The organism is Ferrovum sp. JA12, assembly GCF_001431705.1.
In the GTDB taxonomy this organism is placed as follows: domain Bacteria; phylum Pseudomonadota; class Gammaproteobacteria; order Burkholderiales; family Ferrovaceae; genus PN-J185.
This window is the reverse complement of sequence record NZ_LJWX01000001.1, coordinates 502084-526839: the sequence shown is the minus strand read 5'-3', so window position 1 is coordinate 526839 and position 24756 is coordinate 502084. Positions and strand designations below refer to the sequence as shown.

29 protein-coding genes and 1 tRNA gene are annotated in these 24756 nt (G+C 38.8%); 22 read left to right on the top strand and 8 right to left on the bottom strand.

Annotated elements, in window-relative coordinates; genetic code table 11:
- Positions 1-18 precede the first annotated feature (18 nt).
- From FERRO_RS02815 to rapZ, 10 genes are read left to right on the top strand one after another with little or no spacing between them, the layout of a single operon-like run.
- Positions 19-1008 carry a KpsF/GutQ family sugar-phosphate isomerase gene (locus tag FERRO_RS02815; RefSeq protein WP_056929340.1) on the top strand — a complete coding sequence of 330 codons (990 nt, stop codon included), beginning with the start codon at positions 19-21 and terminating at the stop codon, positions 1006-1008.
- Positions 1009-1545: a KdsC family phosphatase gene (locus FERRO_RS02810; protein WP_056929339.1), complete on the top strand. Its 537-nt coding sequence runs from the start codon at positions 1009-1011 to the stop codon at positions 1543-1545.
- The gene (gene lptC / locus FERRO_RS02805) at positions 1533-2117 is read left to right on the top strand and encodes an LPS export ABC transporter periplasmic protein LptC (protein WP_056929338.1); all 585 of its coding nucleotides are present in this window, start codon (positions 1533-1535) and stop codon (positions 2115-2117) included. Before FERRO_RS02810 ends, lptC begins: the two co-directional genes overlap by 13 nt.
- A complete protein-coding gene (lptA, locus tag FERRO_RS02800) occupies positions 2080-2679 on the top strand; it encodes a lipopolysaccharide transport periplasmic protein LptA (RefSeq protein WP_056929337.1) in 600 nt (199 codons plus the stop codon). The genes lptC and lptA overlap by 38 nt, the downstream gene beginning before the upstream one ends.
- Positions 2676-3398, top strand: coding sequence for an LPS export ABC transporter ATP-binding protein (lptB, locus tag FERRO_RS02795; protein ID WP_056929336.1), 723 nt, complete (start codon positions 2676-2678; stop codon positions 3396-3398). Before lptA ends, lptB begins: the two co-directional genes overlap by 4 nt.
- 2 nt (positions 3399-3400) lie before the next feature.
- Positions 3401-4807, top strand: coding sequence for an RNA polymerase factor sigma-54 (locus tag FERRO_RS02790; RefSeq protein ID WP_056929335.1), 1407 nt, complete (start codon positions 3401-3403; stop codon positions 4805-4807).
- A gap of 15 nt (positions 4808-4822) precedes the next feature.
- The gene (gene hpf, locus FERRO_RS02785) at positions 4823-5146 is read left to right on the top strand and encodes a ribosome hibernation-promoting factor, HPF/YfiA family (RefSeq protein ID WP_056929334.1); all 324 of its coding nucleotides are present in this window, start codon (positions 4823-4825) and stop codon (positions 5144-5146) included.
- A gap of 23 nt (positions 5147-5169) precedes the next feature.
- Positions 5170-5655 carry a PTS sugar transporter subunit IIA gene (locus FERRO_RS02780; protein WP_056929333.1) on the top strand — a complete coding sequence of 162 codons (486 nt, stop codon included), beginning with the start codon at positions 5170-5172 and terminating at the stop codon, positions 5653-5655.
- Complete coding sequence (hprK, locus tag FERRO_RS02775; RefSeq protein ID WP_056929332.1) at positions 5624-6589, top strand: HPr(Ser) kinase/phosphatase; 966 nt, start codon at positions 5624-5626, stop codon at positions 6587-6589. The genes FERRO_RS02780 and hprK overlap by 32 nt, the downstream gene beginning before the upstream one ends.
- Before the next feature lie 5 nt (positions 6590-6594).
- Positions 6595-7437, top strand: coding sequence for an RNase adapter RapZ (gene rapZ, locus FERRO_RS02770; RefSeq protein ID WP_204374723.1), 843 nt, complete (start codon positions 6595-6597; stop codon positions 7435-7437).
- Here rapZ and mutY read toward each other — a convergent pair.
- Both mutY and FERRO_RS02760 read right to left on the bottom strand, forming a co-directional pair.
- Positions 7434-8459 (bottom strand): A/G-specific adenine glycosylase, encoded by a 1026-nt coding sequence (gene mutY / locus FERRO_RS02765; protein ID WP_056929331.1) that lies wholly within the window; start codon positions 8457-8459, stop codon positions 7434-7436. The genes rapZ and mutY overlap by 4 nt on opposite strands.
- Positions 8460-8564: 105 nt before the next feature.
- A tRNA-Gly gene (locus tag FERRO_RS02760) sits at positions 8565-8635 on the bottom strand.
- Positions 8636-8709: 74 nt separating this feature from the next.
- Here FERRO_RS02760 and thiS point away from each other — a divergent pair.
- Genes thiS through trmB form a run of 3 tightly spaced genes read left to right on the top strand, consistent with a single transcriptional unit; the run spans position 8710 to position 10391 of the window.
- Positions 8710-8910 carry a sulfur carrier protein ThiS gene (gene thiS, locus FERRO_RS02755; RefSeq protein ID WP_056929330.1) on the top strand — a complete coding sequence of 67 codons (201 nt, stop codon included), beginning with the start codon at positions 8710-8712 and terminating at the stop codon, positions 8908-8910.
- Between the two features lie 3 nt (positions 8911-8913).
- A complete protein-coding gene (locus FERRO_RS02750) occupies positions 8914-9699 on the top strand; it encodes a thiazole synthase (protein WP_056929329.1) in 786 nt (261 codons plus the stop codon).
- The gene (gene trmB, locus FERRO_RS02745; RefSeq protein ID WP_056929328.1) at positions 9699-10391 is read left to right on the top strand and encodes a tRNA (guanosine(46)-N7)-methyltransferase TrmB; all 693 of its coding nucleotides are present in this window, start codon (positions 9699-9701) and stop codon (positions 10389-10391) included. The genes FERRO_RS02750 and trmB overlap by 1 nt, the downstream gene beginning before the upstream one ends.
- Here the strand turns inward: trmB and FERRO_RS02740 are convergent.
- From FERRO_RS02740 to rph, 4 genes are read right to left on the bottom strand one after another with little or no spacing between them, the layout of a single operon-like run.
- Complete coding sequence (locus FERRO_RS02740; RefSeq protein WP_056929327.1) at positions 10375-10881, bottom strand: methylated-DNA--[protein]-cysteine S-methyltransferase; 507 nt, start codon at positions 10879-10881, stop codon at positions 10375-10377. The genes trmB and FERRO_RS02740 overlap by 17 nt on opposite strands.
- Positions 10874-12022 (bottom strand): radical SAM family heme chaperone HemW, encoded by a 1149-nt coding sequence (gene hemW / locus FERRO_RS02735; RefSeq protein WP_056929326.1) that lies wholly within the window; start codon positions 12020-12022, stop codon positions 10874-10876. Before hemW ends, FERRO_RS02740 begins: the two co-directional genes overlap by 8 nt.
- A gap of 3 nt (positions 12023-12025) precedes the next feature.
- Positions 12026-12631: an RdgB/HAM1 family non-canonical purine NTP pyrophosphatase gene (gene rdgB / locus FERRO_RS02730; RefSeq protein WP_056929325.1), complete on the bottom strand. Its 606-nt coding sequence runs from the start codon at positions 12629-12631 to the stop codon at positions 12026-12028.
- 4 nt (positions 12632-12635) lie between these two features.
- Complete coding sequence (gene rph / locus FERRO_RS02725) at positions 12636-13352, bottom strand: ribonuclease PH (RefSeq protein ID WP_056929781.1); 717 nt, start codon at positions 13350-13352, stop codon at positions 12636-12638.
- 52 nt (positions 13353-13404) lie between these two features.
- Between rph and FERRO_RS02720 the strand changes: the two genes are divergently transcribed.
- Genes FERRO_RS02720 through ubiA form a run of 7 tightly spaced genes read left to right on the top strand, consistent with a single transcriptional unit; the run spans position 13405 to position 20548 of the window.
- Entirely contained in the window at positions 13405-14280 is an 876-nt protein-coding gene (locus tag FERRO_RS02720; protein ID WP_056929324.1) for a YicC/YloC family endoribonuclease, read from the top strand.
- On the top strand, positions 14277-14882 hold the full coding sequence (gene gmk / locus FERRO_RS02715) for a guanylate kinase (protein WP_056929323.1): 606 nt from the start codon (positions 14277-14279) through the stop codon (positions 14880-14882). The genes FERRO_RS02720 and gmk overlap by 4 nt, the downstream gene beginning before the upstream one ends.
- Before the next feature lie 11 nt (positions 14883-14893).
- Complete coding sequence (gene rpoZ, locus FERRO_RS02710) at positions 14894-15106, top strand: DNA-directed RNA polymerase subunit omega (RefSeq protein WP_056929322.1); 213 nt, start codon at positions 14894-14896, stop codon at positions 15104-15106.
- Positions 15107-15119: 13 nt separating this feature from the next.
- Complete coding sequence (locus tag FERRO_RS02705) at positions 15120-17249, top strand: RelA/SpoT family protein (protein WP_082601193.1); 2130 nt, start codon at positions 15120-15122, stop codon at positions 17247-17249.
- A 15-nt stretch (positions 17250-17264) separates the two neighbouring features.
- The gene (locus FERRO_RS02700) at positions 17265-17645 is read left to right on the top strand and encodes a RidA family protein (RefSeq protein WP_056929321.1); all 381 of its coding nucleotides are present in this window, start codon (positions 17265-17267) and stop codon (positions 17643-17645) included.
- Positions 17646-17648: 3 nt separating this feature from the next.
- Positions 17649-19700 (top strand): ATP-dependent DNA helicase RecG, encoded by a 2052-nt coding sequence (gene recG, locus FERRO_RS02695; RefSeq protein WP_056929320.1) that lies wholly within the window; start codon positions 17649-17651, stop codon positions 19698-19700.
- Positions 19697-20548 carry a 4-hydroxybenzoate octaprenyltransferase gene (gene ubiA, locus FERRO_RS02690; protein WP_056929319.1) on the top strand — a complete coding sequence of 284 codons (852 nt, stop codon included), beginning with the start codon at positions 19697-19699 and terminating at the stop codon, positions 20546-20548. Before recG ends, ubiA begins: the two co-directional genes overlap by 4 nt.
- Here ubiA and FERRO_RS02685 read toward each other — a convergent pair.
- Together FERRO_RS02685 and dacB are read right to left on the bottom strand one after the other, a co-directional pair.
- Positions 20545-21006, bottom strand: coding sequence for a hypothetical protein (locus tag FERRO_RS02685; RefSeq protein WP_056929318.1), 462 nt, complete (start codon positions 21004-21006; stop codon positions 20545-20547). The genes ubiA and FERRO_RS02685 overlap by 4 nt on opposite strands.
- 82 nt (positions 21007-21088) lie before the next feature.
- Positions 21089-22522, bottom strand: a complete 1434-nt coding sequence (gene dacB / locus FERRO_RS02680; RefSeq protein ID WP_056929317.1) for a D-alanyl-D-alanine carboxypeptidase/D-alanyl-D-alanine endopeptidase — start codon at positions 22520-22522, stop codon at positions 21089-21091.
- Between the two features lie 80 nt (positions 22523-22602).
- Here dacB and groES point away from each other — a divergent pair, with 80 nt between their 5' ends.
- Together groES and groL are read left to right on the top strand one after the other, a co-directional pair.
- Positions 22603-22896 carry a co-chaperone GroES gene (gene groES, locus FERRO_RS02675; RefSeq protein ID WP_056929316.1) on the top strand — a complete coding sequence of 98 codons (294 nt, stop codon included), beginning with the start codon at positions 22603-22605 and terminating at the stop codon, positions 22894-22896.
- A 44-nt stretch (positions 22897-22940) separates the two neighbouring features.
- Entirely contained in the window at positions 22941-24584 is a 1644-nt protein-coding gene (gene groL, locus FERRO_RS02670; protein ID WP_056929315.1) for a chaperonin GroEL, read from the top strand.
- Positions 24585-24756 lie beyond the last annotated feature (172 nt).

Below are 24756 nucleotides of genomic sequence, written 5' to 3'. Positions count from 1 at the left end.
TTTATGATAAATCATTTTATGAATACACATTTATTTACCGATCAAGAAATTCTTGAGCAGGCCAAGTGGGTACTGCAAATTGAAGCAGACGCCCTTCAAGCTCTTGGATCACGTCTAAACAAGGATTTTGTAAGGGCACACCATTTATTAATAAATTGCCAAGGTCGAGTAGTAGTCAGCGGCATGGGTAAGTCTGGGCATATAGGGAAAAAAATCTCCTCTTCCTTAGCGAGTACCGGCACACCATCCTTTTTCATGCATCCTGCCGAAGCAAGTCACGGTGACCTAGGAATGATCTTACCAAATGATGTGCTTATCGCTCTATCTAATTCTGGGGAAAGTGATGAATTACTGGCCATTGTTCCTTTACTAAGAAGACGTGGGACAAAAGTGATTAGTATAACTGGTAGCGACACCTCCAGATTAGCGCTTATCGCAGATGTACATATCAATGCTGGAGTAGAAAGAGAAGCTTGTCCACATAACCTAGCTCCCACTACCAGTACCACCGCCGTTTTAGCTCTTGGTGACGCTCTCACCGTGACCTTGTTGAAATCTAAGGGTTTTACAGCAGATGACTTTGCTAGAACTCACCCTGGAGGCTCTCTCGGAAAACGGCTATTGCTATCTGTTAACGAAATTATGCATTCAGGTGATTTATTACCCGTTAACCATATTGGTGATAATCTCATTCAGGCCCTTAAGATCATGTCTGAAAAAGCCCTAGGTTTAACTGCCATCGTCGATGAAAATAACAGGCTTCTAGGTATTTTCACAGATGGAGATCTCAGAAGGACGATTGAAAAGTATCCAGCCGGGTTAAACCAAATGACGATTGGAGAAGTAATGACCGGTAATCCTATTTCTGTTGTATCTGGATCCTTAGCCGTTGATGCGGCAGAACTTATGCAAAGTAAAAAAATATTTGGGATTTGTGTGTTGAACGAACACGGAGTGCTCATAGGTGCATTTAATATGCATGATCTGTTACGTGCAGGAATTGTATAAATGACAACCGCATTAAAAACCTTATCTCAAAGAACTAAACTCATTAAATTAATTGGTTTTGATATTGATGGAATCATGACCAATGGACAGCTGTACTTTACCAATAGCGGTGAAGAAATGAAGTCTTTTCACGTCAGAGATGGATTAGGTATTAAATTACTGCAGCGCGTTGGAATAGAAGTTTCTATTATTACAGGCCGACAAGCCAATATCATTAATATTCGCGCTCAAGAATTAGGTATTCGTCATGTGTTTCAAGGCGTTGATGACAAGCTAAAAGTATTCGAAAAACTCATGCAGGCACAAGGATTAACTTGGGAAGAGTGTGCTTACATGGGGGATGACTTACAAGATTTACCCATCTTGAAAAGATGTGGTATTTCACTCACTGTCCCTGAAGCGCCCCCCATTATACGTAATCAAACTGATTGGATTGCTTCTATCGGAGGCGGGCTTGGCGCGGTTCGCCAAGCTTCAGAATTTCTTTTAAATTCAAGAGGGCAGTGGCAAGAGGCTGTTGCACCATGGCTCGTATAACTCAAAATATTGAAGCTCTAGGACCGCTTGTAATTACCTTACTCATGGCTTTGGTAACAGGTTGGTTATGGCGCGTTGTAGAACACAGCGAAGTCAATAGCGTGAATTCGAAGGAACATAAGCCTGATATTTTAATGAGTCATTTCATGGCTCAGCAACTAGATGAAAAAGGGCGCGTCCATTACACCCTTAACGCGCACCAGATGACCCACTATCCCGATGATAGTAGCTCCTATTTCAATCATGTTTTATTCACCACCTTCGAACCCAAAGAGCCTCCTGTCACGGTACAATCTGCTCATGCAGTGCGTTTCGATAATTTAGATAAAATTATTTTTACTGGAGATGTTGTTGTGACAAGACGGTCCACCATTGACCAGCCAACAACAATACTTAGGACGCAAACGCTTACTGTATATTTGAAAAAAGGAATCGGTGAAACTGACCAACCTGTGGTGATTACTTATGGGATTAACATCCTGACTGCTGCTAGTATGAAAGTTAATACAAACACTAAAATTGCTGAATTTGGACATGCTAAAGCCACTTACTACCCAAAAAAATCACATTAAGATTTTTATAATTTTTTTATTAGTTACCTCTTTATCAGCCAAAGCTGATAAAGCAGACAAGGATAAGCCCATCAATATAGAATCGGATAAAATGACTGCTGACGACATAAAAAAAATCTCTTACTTTGACGGGAATGTGGTGATGACACAAGGCACCATTCGTCTAACTGGAGAACATATAATCGTTTCAGAAGATAAAACCGGTTTCAAACATGCTACCGCTTTTGGCGATCCGGTAACTTTCAGACAAAAAAAAGAAGCCTCCGATCAGTGGGTGGATGGTATTGCTAAGCATGTTGAATATGATGAGAAAATTGGTCGAGTTGAATTATTTAATAAAGCCATAGTCAGGCAAGGCAAAGATGAAATTAAAGGGAATTATCTTTCTTACGATCTTAATACTGAGTTTCTTCAAGCGGAAGGAAAAGATAAAAACAATATCAAAACTCCTAAGGGTAGGGTTCATATGATTTTCAAGCCTGAGGATAATAAAGCACCAGCCACTGGTAAACCCTCAACCTTCACTCCAACACTAAAAACGGATGGCGCCACTACCCCATGAGCGAATTAAGAGTAGAGCATTTAGTTAAAAAATATAAATCCCGAGTGGTTGTAAAAGATTTATCTCTTAAAGTCATGAAAGGAGAAATAGTTGGTTTACTAGGTCCAAATGGAGCAGGGAAAACCACTTGTTTTTATATGATTGTAGGACTGGTTCCCTTAGATGGCGGTGAAATTTATCTTAATACAACTCGTTTAAGCCTATTACCGATCCACAAGAGATCTCAACTGGGAGTATCTTATCTTCCTCAAGAAGCTTCTATTTTTAGGCGCATGACTGTGGCTGAGAATATTCTTTCCGTGCTGCAACTGAGAAATCTTAATGAGGACGAATGTACTGAAGAATTAGATAGCCTCCTTGCAGATCTTCATATTTCTCATTTACGAAATAACCCTGCAATTAGCCTCTCAGGAGGCGAAAGACGACGTGTTGAAATTGCTAGGGCACTGGCAACTAGCCCTCGCTTTATTCTACTAGATGAACCTTTTGCAGGGGTTGACCCCATTGCCGTCATGGATATTCAACAAATTATTCGCTTTCTAAAAGAACGGGGGATTGGAGTTTTAATTACTGACCATAACGTACGTGAAACACTTGGTATTTGTGACCGTGCCTATATCATAAACCAAGGAACTGTTATGGCATCCGGGAGACCTGATGAGATCATCCATAACGAGAATGTTCGTAAAGTTTATTTGGGTGAACATTTTAAACTTTAAAAATGAAACAACATCTACAGCTAAAGCTGTCCCAACAACTTGCTCTGACCCCTCAACTTCAACAAGCTATCCGCTTGCTACAATTGTCCACTATAGAACTTAACCAAGAGATAGAACATGCGTTAAATGAAAATCCGTTACTCGAGCTTGCTGAAGATTTAAGTGAATCAGGTGGGGTACAAAGTAATACCCTTGAAAAAGATACTTCAAAAGAAGACAAGCCATTCGACGATGACAGTTTTGAACAAGATAGTACTTGGGAAAACCTGTCTATTCCTACTGCAAATAGACAAGACGACGAACATGGCGAAGACTACTTCTCAGTGGAAGAAAAAATAAGTCTCGTCGACCATTTAAAGCAGCAATTACAATTATTACCCCTGACACAGAAAGACAAACTCATCATTAGTCAGTTAATTGCAAATATCAATGACTTAGGCTACCTAGAAACACCTCTCGAAGAAATTATGGAACAATTTCCAGGAGAAGTTGAAATCGAGTTGGAAGAAATGAAGACATGCCTAAAGTTACTACAAACTTTAGATCCACCTGGAATTTGCGCAAGAACATTGGCTGAGTGTTTATTAATTCAACTGCACTTACAATATGCCTCTGATCCTTATTATCATCTTGCAATAATAACCTGTAAGGATCATCTAGTATTACTAGGAAATCGTGACTACATTAAATTAAAAAAAGTCTTAAAAATAACCGACGAGCAATTACGGTCTACCATACAGCTTATTACGCAGCTTAACCCAAAACCTGCTGAACATTTTTTTCTGCAAGACACAAAATATATTATTCCTGATGTGATTGTAAAAAAATATAAAAAAAAATGGGTTGCGCAGCTTAATCCTCAGGTACTACCCCGTTTAAAAATCAATCAACTTTATGCAAACTTATTACAAAAAAATAATAGTTCTAGCTCTCTTCAACAACAACTACAAGAGGCACGCTGGCTAATCAAAAACGTACAACAACGTTTTGAAACAATCTTAAAGGTATCTCAAGCTATTGTTGATGAGCAACAAGCATTTTTTGAGAATGGTGACATATCAATGCGACCGATGGTACTCAAGGAGATAGCTGATTTAGTAGGTTTACATGAATCAACTATTTCTCGAGTCACCACTCAAAAATATCTATTTAGTCCAAGAGGAATATTTGAATTAAAATATTTCTTTAGTAGTCATGTTTCAACGGAAACAGGGGGCATGGCTTCGTCCACATCTATTAGAGCATTAATTAAACAACTAATTACTAATGAAAATCCAAAAAAACCATTATCAGACAATCAAATTTCAGATATTCTGAATGAAAGAGGTATAGTGGTAGCTAGACGAACTGTTGCAAAATATCGAGAGTCTATGCAAATTTACCCGACCAACCAACGTAAAGTTATCTAATAATTAGGAGGTTTTATGAAAATTAATGTTACTGGACAGCATATTGATGTTACACCTGCCATGCGCGATCATATTTCTGAAAAGTTACAACGCATTAAAAATCATTTTAACTACCCTATAGATGTCAACGTTATCCTCAAAATTGAAAAACTTGATCATCATATTGAAGCCAATGTAAGAGTTAATGGTAAAGATATTGTTGCTCAAACTTCTGGTAATGATATGTATGTTGCCATCGACGACTTAGCACATTTACTTGATCGGCAAATTATTAAGCAAAAAGAAAGGAATCAAAATAGCCGTGGTAATGATAGTATAAGACACCTGAATGGTGAGTAAATCTATCTCATAAACTAGCTACTATGGATTCAATTCAAAAATTACTTAAACTTAGCCATGTGTTGTTAGATGTGGAAGTAACAAGTAAAAAAAGGTTATTCGAACAAATTGGAATTTTGTTTGAAAACAAAAATCAATTATCCAGAGGCTTAGTATCGGATGCATTGTTTAACCGTGAAAAGTTAGGTTCCACGGGACTAGGTCACGGGTTTGCCTTGCCACACGGTCGTTTTAAGGGATTAAAAACTCCACTATGTGCATTTATGAGACTTAAGGGCAGTATCCCCTTTGAGTCACCAGACGGTGAGAACGTTAAAATGGCCTTTATCTTATTAGTCCCTGACCACGCAAATGAACAGCATTTAGCATTATTAAGCGAAATTGCTGAAATGTTTAGTGACGAGGAGCTCAGGAAGACCCTATCTTCCTCTGATTCTGTTGAGACTGTTTTTAAGGAAATTATTCATTGGACTCCCCATGCCAGACGTCAGCGTTCAACGACTCTTTGATGATACCCAAGAAAAAAATGGCTTGGTATGGCTAACCGATGGTAGCGGTAAGGATAGAATTGTTCCCGTAGGTAGCCTCACTGACAAAAATATAGGTACTATTGCTCATTTAAACTTGACCCACCCCCATCGCTTCCAAGTACTAGGGCAAATGGAGCTCACGTATTTGAGAAGTCTGAGAAAAGAACAGCTTGCAGACGCATTAAACAGGCTCTTTTCAGATAACTTAACTGCTATTTTTATTGCAGAGAACAGTGAGGTATTTGAACCCCTTAAGGATATGGCTGTTAACAAGCAAGTTGCCCTGCTAGGCTGTTCTCTATCGAGTGCCGATTTAATTAATAATCTTAATTATTACCTCAGCCAAGAATTAGCTGAAGAAACCACAGTCCATGGAGTGTTTATGGTGATTCTTGAGGTGGGTGTGTTAATTACCGGTGACTCTGCCGTAGGTAAAAGCGAGTTGGCACTGGAACTCATTTCTCGTGGTCATGGTTTTGTGGCTGATGACGCTGTAGATTTATATAAAATTGGGCCTGAAACTATTCAAGGAAAATGCCCACCTATGCTAAAAGATTTTTTAGAAGTACGTGGACTAGGATTAATAAATATACGCTCCATATTCGGGGAGACGGCAGTTCGTCCCCGAAAAAACCTGAAACTGATTGTTCACTTAGAACGACCTCCTGGTGGAGATTTAAGTGCTTTTGAACGCCTCCCTAGCCATACCCCCACCCATTCTATTTTAGGGTTAGACATACCTAAAGTAGTATTACCTGTAGCGGTCGGAAGGAATCTTGCAGTGTTAGTTGAAGCAGCGACGCGTAATTTTATTCTTATGCAACGTGGTATCAATAGTACTCAACAATTTCTTGATCGACAAAAAGAACATATGAACATAGAACATCTTGTTCATAAACAGCCGGATAATTAATAACCGTGGAACCTCATATAATTCTTATTAGTGGTCTCTCAGGCTCAGGTAAAACCGTCGCACTCAGAGCGATGGAAGATTCAGGTTTTTTCGCAATGGATAATCTTCCGGTTCCATTTGCGCTAGAAATTATTTCAGGGCTTATTAAACGTGGTGAAAGTAAAATCGCCATTACTCTTGATGCCCGAAGTGGTGAGGACATTATCCAGTTACCTCTGATAATACGAAAACTTAAAGATAACAAATGGCATAACCATTTCATTTTCTTAGACGCCAGCGACAGTGACTTAATTAGACGGTTTTCTGAAACACGACGCCCTCATCCTTTATCTGATGGGAATCTATCTATTCTGGAATGTATTACAGTTGAAAGAGAGTTGTTATCTGGGGTTACAGATATGGGTTACCGAATTGATACTACACAGATTACACCCAATACACTTCGCTCAAGAATGAAAGACTATTTAAATATTGACGCCAACCAATTAACTCTTTTTTTTGAATCCTTTGGCTTTAAACATGGTATCCCCTTGGATGCAGATTTTGTATTTGACGTACGTTGCATTCCAAATCCTTTTTATGATCCAAAACTTCGTACCTTAACGGGACAAAACATAGAGGTAATAAATTTTTTAGAAAATAATCCACTTGCTCAAAAAATGTTTTTCGATGTGAGCCATTTTATAAGCAACTGGACAACAGCGTTCGTTAAGGATAATCGAACCACATTAACTGTTGCAATTGGATGTACTGGTGGACAACATCGTTCTGTATATCTCGCTGATAAGTTGAAACTTTTTTTTAAGGAAAAATTTAATGTTCAAGTGATTCATAGAGAGTTAACTTAATTAATCTGTGCAATCACTTTTTTAATAGCTACGGGAATTGCTTTTTGCATAACCTCATCTAAGGTTAACCAGAGCCCATCATCCAAGAATGACGGTAAAATATTATTGTGTAATTGCCAATGTTCCACATAGAGCTCTATTGATCTATGTGTTAATTGATGACGAATTATTGGATAAGTGGTTTTGAAATCTCCGTTGATTTGGTTAGTAGATAACCATTTTTTTATATCAATAGAGGATTCAATAATTGGAAAAAACCATAAATCACGCCAAATACCATCCTCACGTTTAACCAAGAAAAACTTATTTTGATACTCTAGAATTAATACATGCAATGGAAGTTTTTGAGGGGGCAACTTCTTCTTTTTTTCTGGAAAACGCTCAATTTGATTGTCGTGCTTAGCCTGACATATATGTAATAAAGGACACTGATTACACAAAGGATTTGATCGAGTACAAACTGTGGCTCCTAAATCCATTAATCCTTGCGTGTAAGGAATAATCTCTTTTTCTGGCAACAGTGATTGAGCAATTTGCCAAAGTGTTTGCTCTGTTTCTCGACTATATATATTCCCCGCAATGGCAAAACAACGGGTTAAGACTCTTTTTACATTACCGTCTAAGATAGGTAATTTCTGATTAAACGAAAACACACCAATAGCACCAGCTGTGGACCGGCCAATACCTGGTAATGCCATGCGATCCTCTTGTGACTCAGGAAACTGTCCATGATGTATCTTAATAATTTGTTGCGCGGCTTGGTGTAAGTTTCTAGCGCGTGAATAATACCCCAATCCAGACCATAGCTCTAATACTTGATTTAGATCAGCCTCAGCCAGTTGTGTAATTGTTGAGAAACGTGATAAAAATTTTTTAAAATACGGGATAACTGTAGCAACCTGAGTTTGCTGTAACATTACCTCAGAGAGCCAGACTTGATAGGGATCGTTCACCTGTTGCCAAGGCAAGTGATGTCTACCCCATTGTTTTTGCCAACTGATAATTATTTGTGAAAAGGTCATAAGTATTTATTATGAATTACGCAGCAATTACCTATGGGCATTAATTATTTAGGGATAATTTGATTGGTTTTTTACAATAAATGTGCAACGTAAATTCTCTTGGTGAGCGGGTGAAGGGAATCGAACCCTCGTCTTAAGCTTGGGAAGCTTCTACTCTACCATTGAGCTACACCCGCAAAGAAACAAATGTGTAAGTATTTTATATTAGAATTAAGTTTGTAGCTTTTTATCATGCTAACATAAATAAACCATGAATATAATTGTAAACGGCGACACAATCTCAGTTGAACCCAATACTTCTCTAAGTAAAGTGATTCATAATTTAAATATTAAAAATCAACGTTTTGCTGTTGAAGTAAATGGGTTGATTATAACTCGTTCAGACTATGACTTTTATCATTTAAAAGAAAATGACAAGGTTGAAATAGTGATAGCAGTGGGTGGCGGATAATTTATGAATACAGATCAATTTATTATAGCAGGTAAAGAGTATCAATCCCGCTTGTTAGTAGGGACTGGTAAATATAATGACTTTAACCAAACCAAACAAGCCATAGATGAGAGTGGTGCGAACATAATAACGGTTGCCATACGGCGTACAAATATTGGACAGCATCCTAATGAAGAAAATTTATTAAATGTATTATCTCCAAAACAATATACATTTTTACCCAATACTGCAGGTTGCTTCACAGCGGAGGAAGCGGTTCGCACGCTCAGATTAGCTCGTGAACTTCTTGATGGCCATAATCTTGTCAAATTAGAAGTTTTAGGAGATAGTAAAACCTTGTTTCCTAATATGCCAGAGACTCTCTCGGCTGCTAAAACTCTTGTGAAGGAAGGGTTTGAAGTTATGGTTTATTGTAGCGATGATCCCATACAAGCTCGTCAACTAGAAGATATAGGTTGCGTGGCAGTGATGCCTTTAGCTTCCCTGATTGGTTCTGGAATGGGTATATTAAACCCTTGGAATCTCAGTATTATTATTGACCAACTAACAGTACCAGTAATTGTTGATGCAGGAGTTGGGACAGCCTCTGATGCAGTAATAGCAATGGAATTAGGCTGTGCAGGAGTTTTGATGAATACAGCTATTGCAAAAGCACAACATCCAGTCTTAATGGCTTCGGCAATGAAAAAAGCAGTTCAAGCAGGCAGAGAAGCCTTCCTATCAGGTCGTATGCCTAAAAAGCCTTATCAGGCTGAAGCGAGCTCGCCTACCAGTGGATTGATTTCTTAGTGAATCCTTTGTCAATAGGTCAACATGTTCGAAGCTATGTCTTGCGTCAGGGTAGACTCTCTCCGGGTCAGCAACGCGCTATTGATCAACTGTATCCACTTTGGGGAATTGTATTTAATGCTCGCCAGGGTCCCCTTTCTTTTGAAGAACTCTTCAATAGGCGCGCACCAACTATTCTTGAGATTGGTTTTGGTATGGGAGAGCCCACGATAGAAATCGCTAAAACCTTTCCTGAAAAAAACTTTATTGTTGTAGACGTTCATGGACCCGGAGTGGGCAATATTTTAAAACTGATTGACCAAGAGCAGATCACTAATGTTCGTGTACTACGTCATGACGCGGTGGAGGTAATCACTCATCTAATCCCCTTTAGCAGTCTTACTGGTATTCATATTTTTTTCCCTGATCCATGGCCCAAGGCAAGACATCATAAAAGAAGGCTAATTCAAAAACCTTTTATAGATCAATTAGCACAGCACCTAGAAAACAAAGGTTATATTCATCTTGCCACAGATTGGCAAGACTATGCAGAGCAAATGTTAAAAGTATTGTCCCACTGTACAGCCTTAACAAACACTGTCTCTGATTTTTCTGCTAGACCCTATTATCGACCTTTAACAAAATTTGAAAATCGTGGTTTAAAATTAGGACATAGTGTATGGGATTTGATTTTTGTTAAAGAAACTGAATAACTCCCTCTTGTTGTAATAATTTCTTTTTTAATTCAATTCCCAACCCAAAACCACCAAGTTTACCTCCGGAGGCGACAACTCGATGACAAGGTATAATAAATGGTAATGGATTGGCGCCGCAGGCAGTGCCCACTGCTCTGACAGCTCTTAAATGACCAGTAACGTTTGCAATTTCTTGATAAGTTTTCACCCTTCCGCGAGGGATAGCAGAAATTGCCTGCCATACTTTCTTCTGGAACACCGTTCCGTCTAAACGATAATCAATATTAATTGTATCAGTGGGATGATGAATAAGATGAATAATTTTCTCTATAACTGGCTTTAGATGCCTAGAGTACTGTATAACAGAATACGATGTTGATAGGGACAAAAATAAGTCTTGAAGACACGGTTGAACATCCACTCTTAAGAGTACTGAATGTTGAGACACTACCCCCAAATAACCCCAGGGTGAGAATTTGATCGCATAATAATCGAAATTCTCATTCATTTAAAAACAGACTAATTAAGTCATTCAAAAAAAGACGTCCTCGTTGAGTGGGTCGTAAATACCGATCCCTGAGGGTGATCAGATGACTCTCTTCCGCCAATTCCAGAACTGACTGAATGGTATTGATAGATAAACCTGTCCGCTCTTCAAATAAAGAAAGGGGAAACCCTTGATTTAAGCGTAGTGCATTCATCATAAATTCAAAGGGGAGGTGACTGTCGGTAATAATAGTCATCTCTTCTACTTTACCAATCGAATCAATTGATGCCAAATAGTTATTAGGATGTTTGATTTTTGCGGTTCTAATGATGCGATCAGGAAAAGAAATCTTACCATGAGCGCCAGGACCTATTCCCACATAATCACCAAACATCCAATAATTTAAATTATGCTTAGATTGATATTGCTCTTTAGCGTAGGCAGACACTTCATAGTGAAGATAAGACCGCTCAGCCAATAAGTCATATATTTGCTTTTCTAATAGAGCAATGTCATCTTGATCTGGTAATTGAGGAGGAAATTTATAAAATAAAGTATTGGGCTCAATAGTTAATTGATAAAAAGAAATATGGGTGGGATTAAAGGATATCACCTCCTGTAAATCTCGCATTGCTTCTTCATGGGTTTGACCAGGTAAACCATACATGAGATCACAGTTTAAATTATCAAAAATCATCCGCGCCTCACTAATCGCTAGGACTGCCTGCTCACGGTCATGTACACGACCAATGGCCTTCAAACAACGATCATTTAAAGACTGCACACCTAATGAAAGACGATTAATGCCAGCTTCTCTGAATCCACTAAACTTAACTGACTCGAATGTGCCAGGATTTGCCTCTAAAGTCACTTCACAGTTAGGCAACACCACAGCCAAACTTCTAATGCTACTCATTAAATAACTGATGGACTGTGCAGAGAGCAGACTTGGCGTTCCACCCCCTATAAATATGGATCTAAGTGGTCTTCCCCAAATTCGGGGTAATTGCTGTTGAAAATCTAATAACAGAGCATCAATAAACTTTCGTTCATCTAACGGCGACTTCAATTCATGAGAATTAAAGTCACAGTAAGGACATTTCTTGATACACCAAGGGAAATGTATATATAAGGAAAGCGGGGGTAAAATTTGCAATGACATGGTTCAATCTTTAAAAAAATTATCTTCCTTTAAAGCTCGGATAATACCCCTAAGTGCTAATGCACGATGACTAACTTGGTTTTTTTCTTCTACCGAAAGCTGTGCGGCAGTTTTATTTAAGGATGGGATATAAAATAATGGATCATACCCAAAGCCATTTTCGCCAGCGTATTCAAAAGCAATCTCTCCATACCACTTTCCAATGCTTATGATAGGGTCTGGATCCAAATCATAACGAACTAATACCATACAGCATATAAAATGAGCTTTTCGATGGAGCTCATCTTTTAAAATATTAAGTAACTGATGATTATTTTTATCATCAGAGTGCTCCTCTCCAGCAAAACGTGCCGAAATGATTCCTGGTGCTCCCATCAACACCTCCACACACAATCCAGAATCATCTGCAAGCGCTGGCATCTTAGTCAATTGCGCCACATGCCTTGCTTTATTAAGAGCGTTTTCTATAAATGTAGGATATGGCTCATCAGGTTGGGGTAGAGATAATTCCTTGGCGCCCACCACTGCAATGGATAAAGGTAACAACAAAGTGCGAATTTCTTCTAATTTACCCTGATTATGAGTGGCTACAATAATTCTTTTATTCATGCCTTCAACTAACCAGTATTTTTTTCTGTAATTCAATGAGTTGCTGGCAGCCTAGCTCACCTAATTGTAATAATTTATCTAACGTTTTTCGGTCAAAGGGTTCACCCTCAGCAGTACCTTGTAATTCAATAAATCGACCATCCTCTGTCATAACAATATTCATATCGGTATCACAATCAGAATCCTCATCGTAATCCAGATCTAGTACTGGCAAACCCTGAAATACGCCTACTGATACAGCTGCAACATGTTGAAGAAGAGGATTTTTTGTTAAAACACCTTGATTTAATAACAGATTAATTGCGTCATGAAGCGCAACGTAAGCACCTGTAATACTGGCAGTTCTTGTGCCACCGTCAGCCTGAATAACATCACAATCTATGTGTACAGTTCTCTCGCCAAGCACACCAAGATCTACCACTGCTCGTAAGGATCGCCCTATCAATCTTTGTATTTCCTGCGTTCTACCAGATTGCTTTCCAGAAACAGATTCGCGCTGCATTCTTGTGTGTGTGGACCTTGGTAACATCCCATATTCGGCTGTTAACCAACCTTGGTTTTTACCCTTCAAAAACGAAGGAATTTTATCCTCAATACTTACTGTACATAACACCTTTGTAAAACCAAACTCCGTCATGACGGCGCCCTCTGCATAACGTGTGGCTTGTCTGGTAAATTTAACTTCTCTTAATTGCTGAGGCTGTCGTTGACTTGGTCTCATAATTGTTCCTAAGTGAGTTATCATAGACGAATTATCATTTCGTAAAAAAATCATGACCCAATCTTTACACAGTATGACTGGTTTTGCATCCGAAATCAGGGAATTACCCTATGGTACCCTGTCTATTGATATTAAATCAGTAAATCATCGTTTTTTAGATATTCAGCTTAGACTACCTGATACTTTACGCTCTCTCGAGTCAATATTCAGAGAGCAAATCAGCCAATCTATACAAAGAGGAAAAATTGACTGTCGGGTGGATCTAAGGCCAAGAGATCATTCTGCTAATTTAACCTTACTGAATACATCTGCCTTAGAACAATTGCGCTCAGCGAGCTCTATTATTCAAGAAGTCTTTACAGATGCCACCCCCTTGTCCGTTGCGGATATTTTAAAATGGCCCGGGGTCTTTCAGATTGATAGCCTAGAGAATGACAAGGTTGAGCAGGACGCCTCAGCCATACTTAATCAACTTTTAATAGATCTTAATTCTTCTAGAAAGAGAGAGGGGGGGAAACTCGCTTCATTTCTCACAGAGAGAGTTCATGCACTAAAAAAAATAGTTTTTGAGCTCACTCCAGAGGTCCCTAACTTTGTAAAACAGTTTGAAGAAAGGTTAAAATTACGTTTTCAAGAAGCTTTAGGTGGCGAACATGAAGAGCGAGTTTATCAAGAAATCGCCTTGATGGCGGCAAAAGTGGATATTGAAGAAGAAATTAGTCGACTCACTCTGCATCTAGACGAAACACTTAGACTTATTCAAGAAGGTGGAGTGATCGGTAAAAAGCTTGATTTTCTCATGCAAGAATTAAACCGTGAGGCGAACACACTGGGCTCAAAAGCTATAGTTAATAAGCTCTCAAGTGGAGCATTGGACATGAAAATATTAATTGAACAAATGCGTGAACAAATACAGAATATAGAATGACAGGACAAATATTTATTATTTCAGCCCCTTCTGGTGCAGGCAAATCAAGCTTAGTTAATGCATTAATTAAGGACGATAGCCAAGTTTGTTTGTCTATTTCTCACACTACAAGGTTACCTCGACCTGGCGAGGAAAACGGAAAAGAATACTTTTTTGTGACTCGAGATACCTTTAGCGCGTTAATTAAGCAAGATATGTTTTTAGAATACGCGGAGGTTTACGGTAACTTCTACGGCACCTCCGCTCAAGTTATTCGCGATCAACTGTCTCAAAATAAAGATGTTATGTTAGAAATTGATTGGCAAGGGGCACGCCAAGTTAAAAAAATCTTCCCTAATGCGATAAGCATATTTGTTTTACCCCCTTCAATTGATACACTTAAACACAGACTTGTTGGCCGCGGTAAAGATAGTGAAGAGGTCATTAATCAAAGACTTGAGGCGGCGAGAGACGATATAAGTCATGAAGCTGAGTTTGATTATGCTATCATAAATGAAAACTTTAATTTGGCCTTAGAAGAGTTAAAAGCGATTGTTCGAAGCCAAAGATATCGAAGAAGTCGTCAGTTTCCTAAATATAAAAACTTATTTGAATTAAGCTAAGAGGTTTAATCATGGCAAGAATTACTATTGAAGATGCATTAGAAAACATTCCTAATCGTTTTGAATTAACCTTAGCTGCCACTTTTCGCTCAAGACAAATCGCCTCTGGATCAACTGCTTATGTGGATCCTAACAGGGATAAACCTACTGTTATCGCGCTTCGCGAAATTGCTGCAGGTAAAATTGGTATTGATATTTTAAACAAACCTAATACTAATAGTTAATGAAGTGCCCACTATTGCTCAAGTTGAAACCCTGACAGAGGTTTCCTCTAAACCCCTCATTAGTCTTGCTGCCAGCTACTTACGCTCTGAAGATATAGATCAGTTACAACTTGCTTTCAACTTAGCAGACAAGGCGCATACCGGACAAACCAGGAAAAGTGGTGAGCCATACATTACTCATCCACTATCCGTGGCCAGCATCCTTGCCGAATGGCATTTGGATGTTCAAGCTCTGATTGCGGCAATTTTACATGATACCGTTGAGGATACTTCTACTACTTCTCTAGAGATTGCTGAAAAATTTGGTAAACCCATTGCTGACTTAGTGGATGGGGTGAGTAAGCTTGATCGCATTGAATCCCAAACAGAACAACAAGCACAAGCGGAAAACTTTAGAAAAATGCTGCTTGCAATGGCTCGTGATGTTCGTGTCATATTGATTAAACTTGCTGATCGTTTACATAATATGCGTACGTTAAGTGCCATGAAAGAAACCAAGCAAAGACGTATTGCTAGGGAAACACTTGATATTTATGGTCCAATTGCTAACCGCTTAGGGCTTCATGCTGTATACCAAGAAATGCAAGATCTTTGTTTTTTTTATCTCTTCCCAAACCGCTATCAAGTACTCTCTAAAGCTGTTAAAGCTGCACGAGGTAATAGACGTGAAGTAGTGAGTAAAGTCTTAAATACTATCACTCAACGATTGGAACAATATGGTATTGACGCTACCGTCACTGGTCGAGAAAAAAACATCTACAGTATTTATAAAAAAATGATCGGTAAATCTCTTTCGTTTTCGGAGGTGTTAGATATTTATGGTTTTAGAATTCTGGTTAAAGACAGTCAGTCATGTTATTTAGCGCTTGGAGCACTGCATACACTCTATAAGCCTATCCCTGGAAAATTCAAAGATTATATTGCTATTCCTAAGGCTAATGGCTACCAATCTTTGCATACAACATTATTTGGTCCTTATGGGACACCTATTGAATTGCAAATTAGAACCTCTGATATGCATAAAATTGCAGAATCTGGGGTAGCCTCTCATTGGCTATATAAATCAACAGAAACACCTCTTACCGATGTTCAACAAAAAACCCACCAATGGCTTCAATCATTATTGGAAATGCAAACAGAAAGTAGGGATGCGGTTGAGTTTTTAGAGCATTTGAAAGTTGATTTATTCCCCGACCAAGTATACGTCTTTACGCCTAAAGGGAATATCAAGTCTCTACCTAAAGGTGCCACAGCTGTAGACTTTGCTTATGATGTACATACAGACATTGGTAACCGATGTGTTGCTGCAAAAATTAATAACGAATTATCCCCCTTGCGAACCACTCTAGCAAATGGAGATAGAGTTGAGATCATTACAGCAGACAACGGTGCTCCTAACCCGAGTTGGCTGAATTATGTTGTCAGTGCTAAGGCACGATCTAAAATTCGTCATTATCTGCGTACCATGCTTCTTGATGAATCCATCGAATTAGGACGACGACTTCTTAATCAGGCATTACGTGCCTTAAAAATTAATCCCGGTGATATCACAGATAGCCAGTGGGAATTCTTTTTAAAACGTGATCGTTGTAAAACACAAAACGAAGTATTAATAGAAATTGGCCTTGGAAAAAGACTCAATATTGTGGTAGCTAAAGGACTATTATCTAATACAATAAAAGAAAATCATGAACGGCCCGGATCCATTACTATCCGGGGTAGCGAGGGGATTGCCGTACAATTTGCAACCTGTTGCAGACCAATTCCCGGTGACACTATTATTGGTATTATAAAAAAAGGACAAGGTTTATTAATTCATACTCAAGATTGTAGGTCTATTAAGCAATATCGCAATGATCCTGACAAATGGGTTGATGTTGAGTGGGAAAATAATACTGGTAAATTATTTGATGTAGAAATAAAACTTATGACTGTCAATCGGCGTGGGGTATTAGCAACTGTTGCAGCGGCCATCGCTGACGCTCAGTCTAATATAGATAGCGTGTCAATCAATAAACCTGACGGCACTTATTCAGAAATTAATTTTACAGTTCAAGTAACTGATACCAGTCATTTAGAGGTACTTTTTCAGCGATTACGTGACATTCCAGAGGTTGTCAGAATTACACGGATACAAAACTAATTTAAGGATATAAAAATGAGTAAACAAGTGATCAATACACCTAATGCCCCAGCGGCTATAGGCACCTATTCACAGGCCATTCGTGTAGGGCAAACAGTATATTTATCGGGTCAAATAGGTCTCAACCCCAAGACCATGCTTCTTGAGGAAGGGATTGATAACCAAATAAAACAAGTGTTACAAAATCTTAAGTCTGTGGCTGAGGCGGCCGGAGGAGATATTAATGATTTGGTTCGATTAACGGTTTATCTCACTGATCTCACTCATTTTGCAAAAGTTAATGACTATATGTCACAGTATTTTTCACAACCCTACCCCGCACGTGCTGCCGTAGGAATCGCTACACTACCAAGGCAGGCCTTAGTAGAAATTGACGGGATAATGGTTATTAGCTAAAGAATGAAAGATCAATTAATTGATCTCAAGATTAATGAAAAAGCCATCAAACTCTTTAACAAACTAGGTATAACAAGAGTTATTGATCTAGTCCTTCATTTTCCCTATCGCTATATAGACGAGACAAGAATCACTTTAATTAGTGAAATGGCGATAGGGGAAGAGTGTCTGATAGAAGGAGAAATTATTTCTAGTGAAGTGCTATACCGACCACGTAAAATGTTGTTAGTTAAGGTTAAAGATAGCTCTGGTCTCATCACTTGTCGATTTTTGCATTTCTACGCTAGTCAAATTACTCAGTTATCCTCCGGGAAGAGTTTTCGGTTTTTTGGTGAACCTAAGTTAGGGTATAACGGAATCGAGATGGTTCATCCAAAATATCATGTGGCTAACCCCTTAAAAGAATTGGCTTCAACGCTAACTCCTGTTTACCCCACAGTTGCAGGATTAACACAACACGCTATAAAAAAGGCCATTGAATTAGCTTTTAAAAGCAACATATTAGAAGAAACTGTTCCGTCTTCAATGTTACAACCACTGCACTTACTAGGTTTTAGTGAGGCAGTAAAAATCCTCCACTATCCTCCTCCTAATAGTTCCATTGACTCACTGCTAGATAAAACACATATTGCTTGGAAACGAATAATTTTTGATGAACTCTTAGCGCAGCAAATTTCCGCAAGAATTAACTATCATCAACGTGAAACACGACAAGCTCCGGTACTTAAGGGCAATAAACAACAGCTTCAACAGTTTATTCAGCAATTAACCTTTAAGCTAACTTCTGCTCAAGAACGAGTGTTAGCGGAAATCATTTCTGATCTACATCGTCCTTACCCTATGCATCGACTGTTGCAAGGAGATGTAGGTAGCGGTAAGACGATCATCGCAACAATTGCTTGCTTACATACCATCTATGGAGGTTATCAGGCAGCTTTAATGGCCCCGACTGAAATTCTAGCAGAACAACATTTTATAAAAATTGAAAGATGGTTAAAACCTTTGGGAATAAGGACTCAATGGCTAACTGGAAGCATGAAAAAGAAAGATAAAGATGGAGCTCATCAAAATATTAAACACCATACAGTTGATTTAATCATTGGAACTCACGCACTGATTCAAAACGAAGTAGAATTCGCTAAACTAGGCTTAGCAGTAATAGACGAACAACATCGTTTTGGCGTAGAGCAAAGATTAGCACTACGTGTTCAAGCAAGCCAACATGGTCAATTTGAGCCTCATATGCTGATGATGACAGCAACCCCAATACCCAGAACGTTAAGTATGAGTTATTTTGCTGATTTAGATGTTTCAACTATTAATGAATTGCCTCAAGGTAGGCAACCAATTATTACTAAACTCATTGACAGCAAAAGACGGGACGAAGTGATTCAACGTATCCGAGAGGTTTGCCTAGCGGGACACCAAGCATATTGGGTATGCCCTTTAATAGAAGAATCTGAAACCTTAGAGTTGGAAACTGCGCGGGATACATTTAACTATTTACAGCAATATTCTCCAGATTTAAAAGTGGGTTTGGTTCATGGCAAAATGGACCGCTTAGAAAAACAAGCAATCATGGATGCTTTTTATAAAAATGATATCCATATTTTAGTGGCGACAACGGTTATTGAAGTAGGCGTAGATGTCCCTAACGCTACGATGATTGTTATTGATCATGCTGAGAGAATGGGCTTAGCTCAATTACACCAGTTACGCGGTCGAGTGGGGAGAGGATCTCAACTCAGTATATGTATTCTTTTATATCAAACACCATTAAGCGATCTGGCTAAGCAACGTCTTAAAATCATTTATGAGTCAAATGACGGCTTTGAATTAGCGCGCCAAGATTTACTGATTCGCGGACCAGGCGAGTTGCTTGGAGCAAAACAAAGTGGTGTCCCGGGATTCAGATATGCCAGCTTAGATCAACATGAAGATTTACTGTCTACCGTACAAAATGTAGCAGATGATATGATTCAAGAGTTTCATTTAATGGCATTAAATCATGTGACTCGTTGGCATGGTCAATTAACAGATTATTTAAAAGCATGAAATTATCTCTTTTTTTAAAACTGATGCGGTTAGATAAACCAATCGGTATTTTATTGTTACTCTGGCCCACCATGTGGGCGCTATGGATTGCTAGCAATGGCCATCCTGGATTTCATTTACTGTCTGTTTTTATTTTAGGTACAGTTTTGATGCGATCAGCAGGATGTGTGGTAAATGATATTGCCGATAGGAAGTTTGACCGTTATGTTGCAAGGACAAAAGACAGACCTATTACCAGCGGTCAAGTGACGGTCAAAGAAGCGCTGATTTTAACTCTATTACTTTTCTTACTTTCTTTTTTACTAATACTTAGTTGTAATACTTTAACTATTTTCTTATCATTAGTTGCTGTATTTCTCGCCGTTTCATACCCTTTTACAAAGCGCTTCTTATCAATTCCACAAGCTTATCTAGGAATTGCCTTTGGTTTCGGGATCCCCATGGCCTTTGCAGCACAACTAAATTTTGTGCCTTCAGTGGCAGGATTATTACTTCTTGCTAACTTATTTTGGGCCATTGCTTATGATACTGAATATGCAATGGTTGATCGAGAGGATGATATTAAGATAGGAATACATTCATCAGCTTTACTTTTTGGTAAGCATGATGTGTTAGCTATTATGTCTTGTTATGCCCTAACTTTATTCCTATTATTTATCGTTGGTGTTTTATTACATTTTGGCTTTGTTTATTTCATTTTCTTGCTGATTGCTACACTTATTGCCTTGTACCACTTTTCGCTAATACGTAAACGTGATAGCAAACAATGCTTTAAGGCTTTTTTACACAATAACTGGTTCGGTGGTGTCGTTTTTCTAGGAATAGTTGTAGGCACAACTTTGCGTTAAAAACGATATTTCAATCCTAAAGTCAGTAAATCCACACCGTTATCACCATTTATTCTGTTGTATTTAAGTTGATATCTGTCCAAGTTCCCTTGCAACAAGACATTCTCGCCTAAATTATAACTTAAGCCCAGCCCCATTTGATCATACGGCATTACGCTATCCATACTCCCTGATACGCCGAAAAGCCACGGGTGTGCTGAGGAAGCGGTACCTAATCTTCCCAACATATTCCATCTTTTACCAATAGGAACTGCGCCTTCCCCGCCTATTAAGTTTGATCTTTTTTTCAGAGTATCACTGTTCTCAACGGATAATCCGTCGCCAGAACCTAAGAAATTTGTATAGGGTAAAGCGCTTATACCGGAAAACCAGCCTTTCTCTTCTTGAGCGCAAGCCAAACCTGTACCTAGCATTAATACTAAGGCTGTAAGGTAGAGTTTTGTGATCATAGATTGCATAATAATATGTACTAATTTATATCTTTAACTTATAGATTCATCACTTTTAATTTTACTCTTTTAGGGAAAAAAGACAATTAAATTATTGAGTTAAGTATAGCCAATCTAACAGGCCATGGATAAAAGGAGAACTTTTTTTAGCGTTTTCATCGTTGACTAGACACACCAACGTATACCAGTCACCGGTTCTTGTTTGAACAAAACCTGCAACACCCTTAACATTATTTAAGGTACCCGTCTTAAGGAACATTTTATTAGTCTCCACTAAGTTTGATTGTTTTTCATACAGCGTTCCTTCAGTGCCCATTAATGGTAACGAGCTCACTACCTCATGCCCCACTGGATCACGCCAGATTGTCTGTAATAGACTATTTAACAATACGGGCGTCACAAACGCTTGCCTGGATAGACCTGAGCCATTGTCTATAAATAAATCTGTTGAATTAAGCCCCTTATTAGAGACGAACTGCTTGATCACTGCCTGTGCTAACTTGTAAGAGGTTTTATTATCTGCATCAACACTACCCGTATTCAAAAAAATCATGCGTGCCATAACATTATTACTGTATTTATTCATCAACGGAATAAGTACAAAAAGAGGTAAAGAACGATGCTCGACTAGTGTGGGTAAGATCTCATGGGGACCATTAAAAAGGATTTTTCCAGTAAACTGACCGCCTAATTGAGCCCATATTTGCCTCATACTATTCTCAATAATTGTTTCATTAGTCATGAGTCTTCTTGATATGTGGCCAATGCCACAGGATTGGGGCCATTCACCAGATACTTTAATCACTATTTTTTCCTGTTGAGTGGAGGTGACTACATTTAGGTTTTCCTCAGGATCTTTGGGACACGTTGCATTAGATGAGATTAACTTGTTAATCAAATATATATTTTTCCATTTAAAATCGGCTGTTAAGTGAATCGTCTTATTGATTGGGGTAATTATCAGTGCCACTCGGTCAAAGTCTATAGTGAGTGGATGAGGTATCAAGTTATAAACGCGATCTCCTTGGTGATCAAATCTATCTGGATTTTGATAGTCGATTTGGTAACGATCATTATCTATTAGAATATTGGCATTAATATTGTGAATACCCAGCATATATAAGTTTTGCCATAGGCTAAACCAGTCCTCTAAAGTGAAAAAGGGATCCCCCTGAGCACTGACGACTAAATCTTGATTAACTTCCCCACTTTTACTGATATACCCTTTAATGGAGGTAGACCAAGTATAATTTGGCCCCAAAAGCGACAAAGAAGAGTAAGCGGTCACTATCTTAATTATGGATGCTGGTTGGTACCTAGATCGTTCGTTGTAAGACAAAAAAGGAGTAGGGGAGGACACCTTCTGAATAACAACCCCCACATGATGAGGGTTAATACCCAACTCTTGTAAAATGCCTATTAAATGATCCGGTAATTCATCGGCTTCAAGCGGCGTACTTAGTCCTAAACCAACAATGAATACGAATAATAAAAAATTAAACAATAAAACTCTTGAATTTTGCATGACACACCCTTAATATATTAGCACTCACTCTCAATGAGTGCTAACAACCCTTTTTATTTACCTCTTAGGAGATTAGTAGTATGAAAATCCGTCCTTTGCATGATCGTGTTATTGTCAAACGCCTTGAAGAAGAGCGCAAGACTGCCTCTGGTATTGTAATTCCTGATACTGCCACAGAAAAACCTGATCAAGGTGAGATTCTGGCGGTAGGTAAGGGGAAAGTATCAGATGACGGTAGTATTCGTGCCCTTGAAGTTAAAGTTGGCGACAAAGTGTTATTCGGAAAATATTCTGGACAAACGGTTAAAGTTGACGGTGAAGAGTTACTCGTGATGCGTGAAGAAGACATCATGGGTGTTATCGAATCCAAATAATTAATCAGTTAGTCCATCTAATTGTCTTTTAAGGAGTTTTAATTATGGCTGCAAAAGAAGTTCGTTTTCATGATAATGCCCGTTCACGTATGGTTACTGGTATTAACATTTTAGCTGATGCGGTAAAAGTCACGTTGGGACCTAAAGGTCGTAATGTGGTGTTAGAGCGCTCTTTTGGCGCTCCCACCATCACTAAAGATGGAGTATCCGTTGCCAAAGAAATCGAGCTAAAAGATAAGTTCGAAAACATGGGTGCCCAGATGGTTAAAGAAGTGGCTTCTAAAACCTCAGACATCGCAGGTGATGGCACCACCACCGCTACAGTCTTAGCGCAAGCTATTGTTAAGGAAGGAATGAAGTACGTTGCAGCAGGAATGAACCCCATGGACTTAAAACGTGGGATTGACCGTGCTGTTATAGCAACCATTGAAGAGCTTAAAAAACTTTCCAAACCTTGCACAACCAGTAAAGAAATTGCTCAAGTTGGCTCCATTTCTGCCAACTCAGACAGTTCCATTGGTGAAATCATTTCTCAAGCTATGGAAAAAGTTGGTAAAGAAGGCGTTATTACTGTTGAAGATGGCTCTGGTTTACAAAATGAGTTAGATGTTGTTGAAGGGATGCAGTTTGATCGCGGATACCTCTCCCCCTACTTTGTTAATAACCAAGATCGTCAAATCGCATTATTAGAAGATCCTTTTATTCTTTTACACGATAAGAAAATTTCTAATATTCGTGACCTACTTCCCGTATTAGAGCAAGTAGCCAAAGCTGGACGTCCACTATTAATTATTGCTGAAGATGTTGAGGGTGAAGCGCTCGCTACGCTAGTTGTTAACAATATACGTGGTATTTTAAAAACTACCGCTGTTAAAGCACCTGGTTTTGGTGATCGTCGTAAAGCCATGTTAGAAGATATTGCTATCCTAACTGGCGGAACTGTGATTGCTGAAGAAGTAGGGCTTTCCTTAGAAAAAGTAACCCTGAATGATTTAGGCCGCGCCAAACGCATTGAAGTGGGCAAAGAAGAAACCACCATCATTGATGGTGCTGGTGACGAGAATTCAATCAAATCACGTGTTACCCAAATTCGCAAGCAAATTGAAGAGGCTACCAGCGATTACGATCGTGAAAAAATGCAAGAACGTGTAGCTAAACTAGCTGGTGGGGTTGCCGTTATTAAAGTGGGTGCAGCCACCGAAGTAGAAATGAAAGAGAAAAAAGCTCGCGTTGAAGATGCTCTTCACGCAACGCGTGCCGCTGTGGAAGAAGGTATTGTCCCTGGTGGTGGCGTTGCTTTACTCCGTGCGCGTTCTATCTTAAAAGATGTCAAGGGCGATAATGCAGACCAAGAAGCTGGTATTAAGATTGTGTCACGAGCCATCGAAGAGCCATTACGTCAAATTATTGCTAATTGTGGCGATGAACCATCTGTGGTAGTAAACAAAGTTCTAGAAGGTACAGGCAACTATGGTTACAACGCTCAATCTGGTGAGTATGGTGATTTAGTTAGCATGGGTGTTGTTGATCCAACCAAAGTCACACGTTCTGCCTTACAAAATGCGGCAAGTATTGCAGGATTAATGCTAACCACTGATTGCATGATAGCTGAGCTTCCAAAAGAAGAACCTGCTATGCCTGCAGGTGGCGGCATGGGTGGTATGGGTGGCATGGGTATGGATATGTAATCGCCAAGCCTTAGCTAATTTACACTCAGGCACCTTAAAAACCCGGTCACAAACCGGGTTTTTTTTCTCTACGATTTGGGTCTTATAGATTTCGTTACCGTTTTTTAGCAAAAACAAAAAGTGTTGCATTATTTATCAATCACATTAATATATAAGCATGTAAAAAGAATTA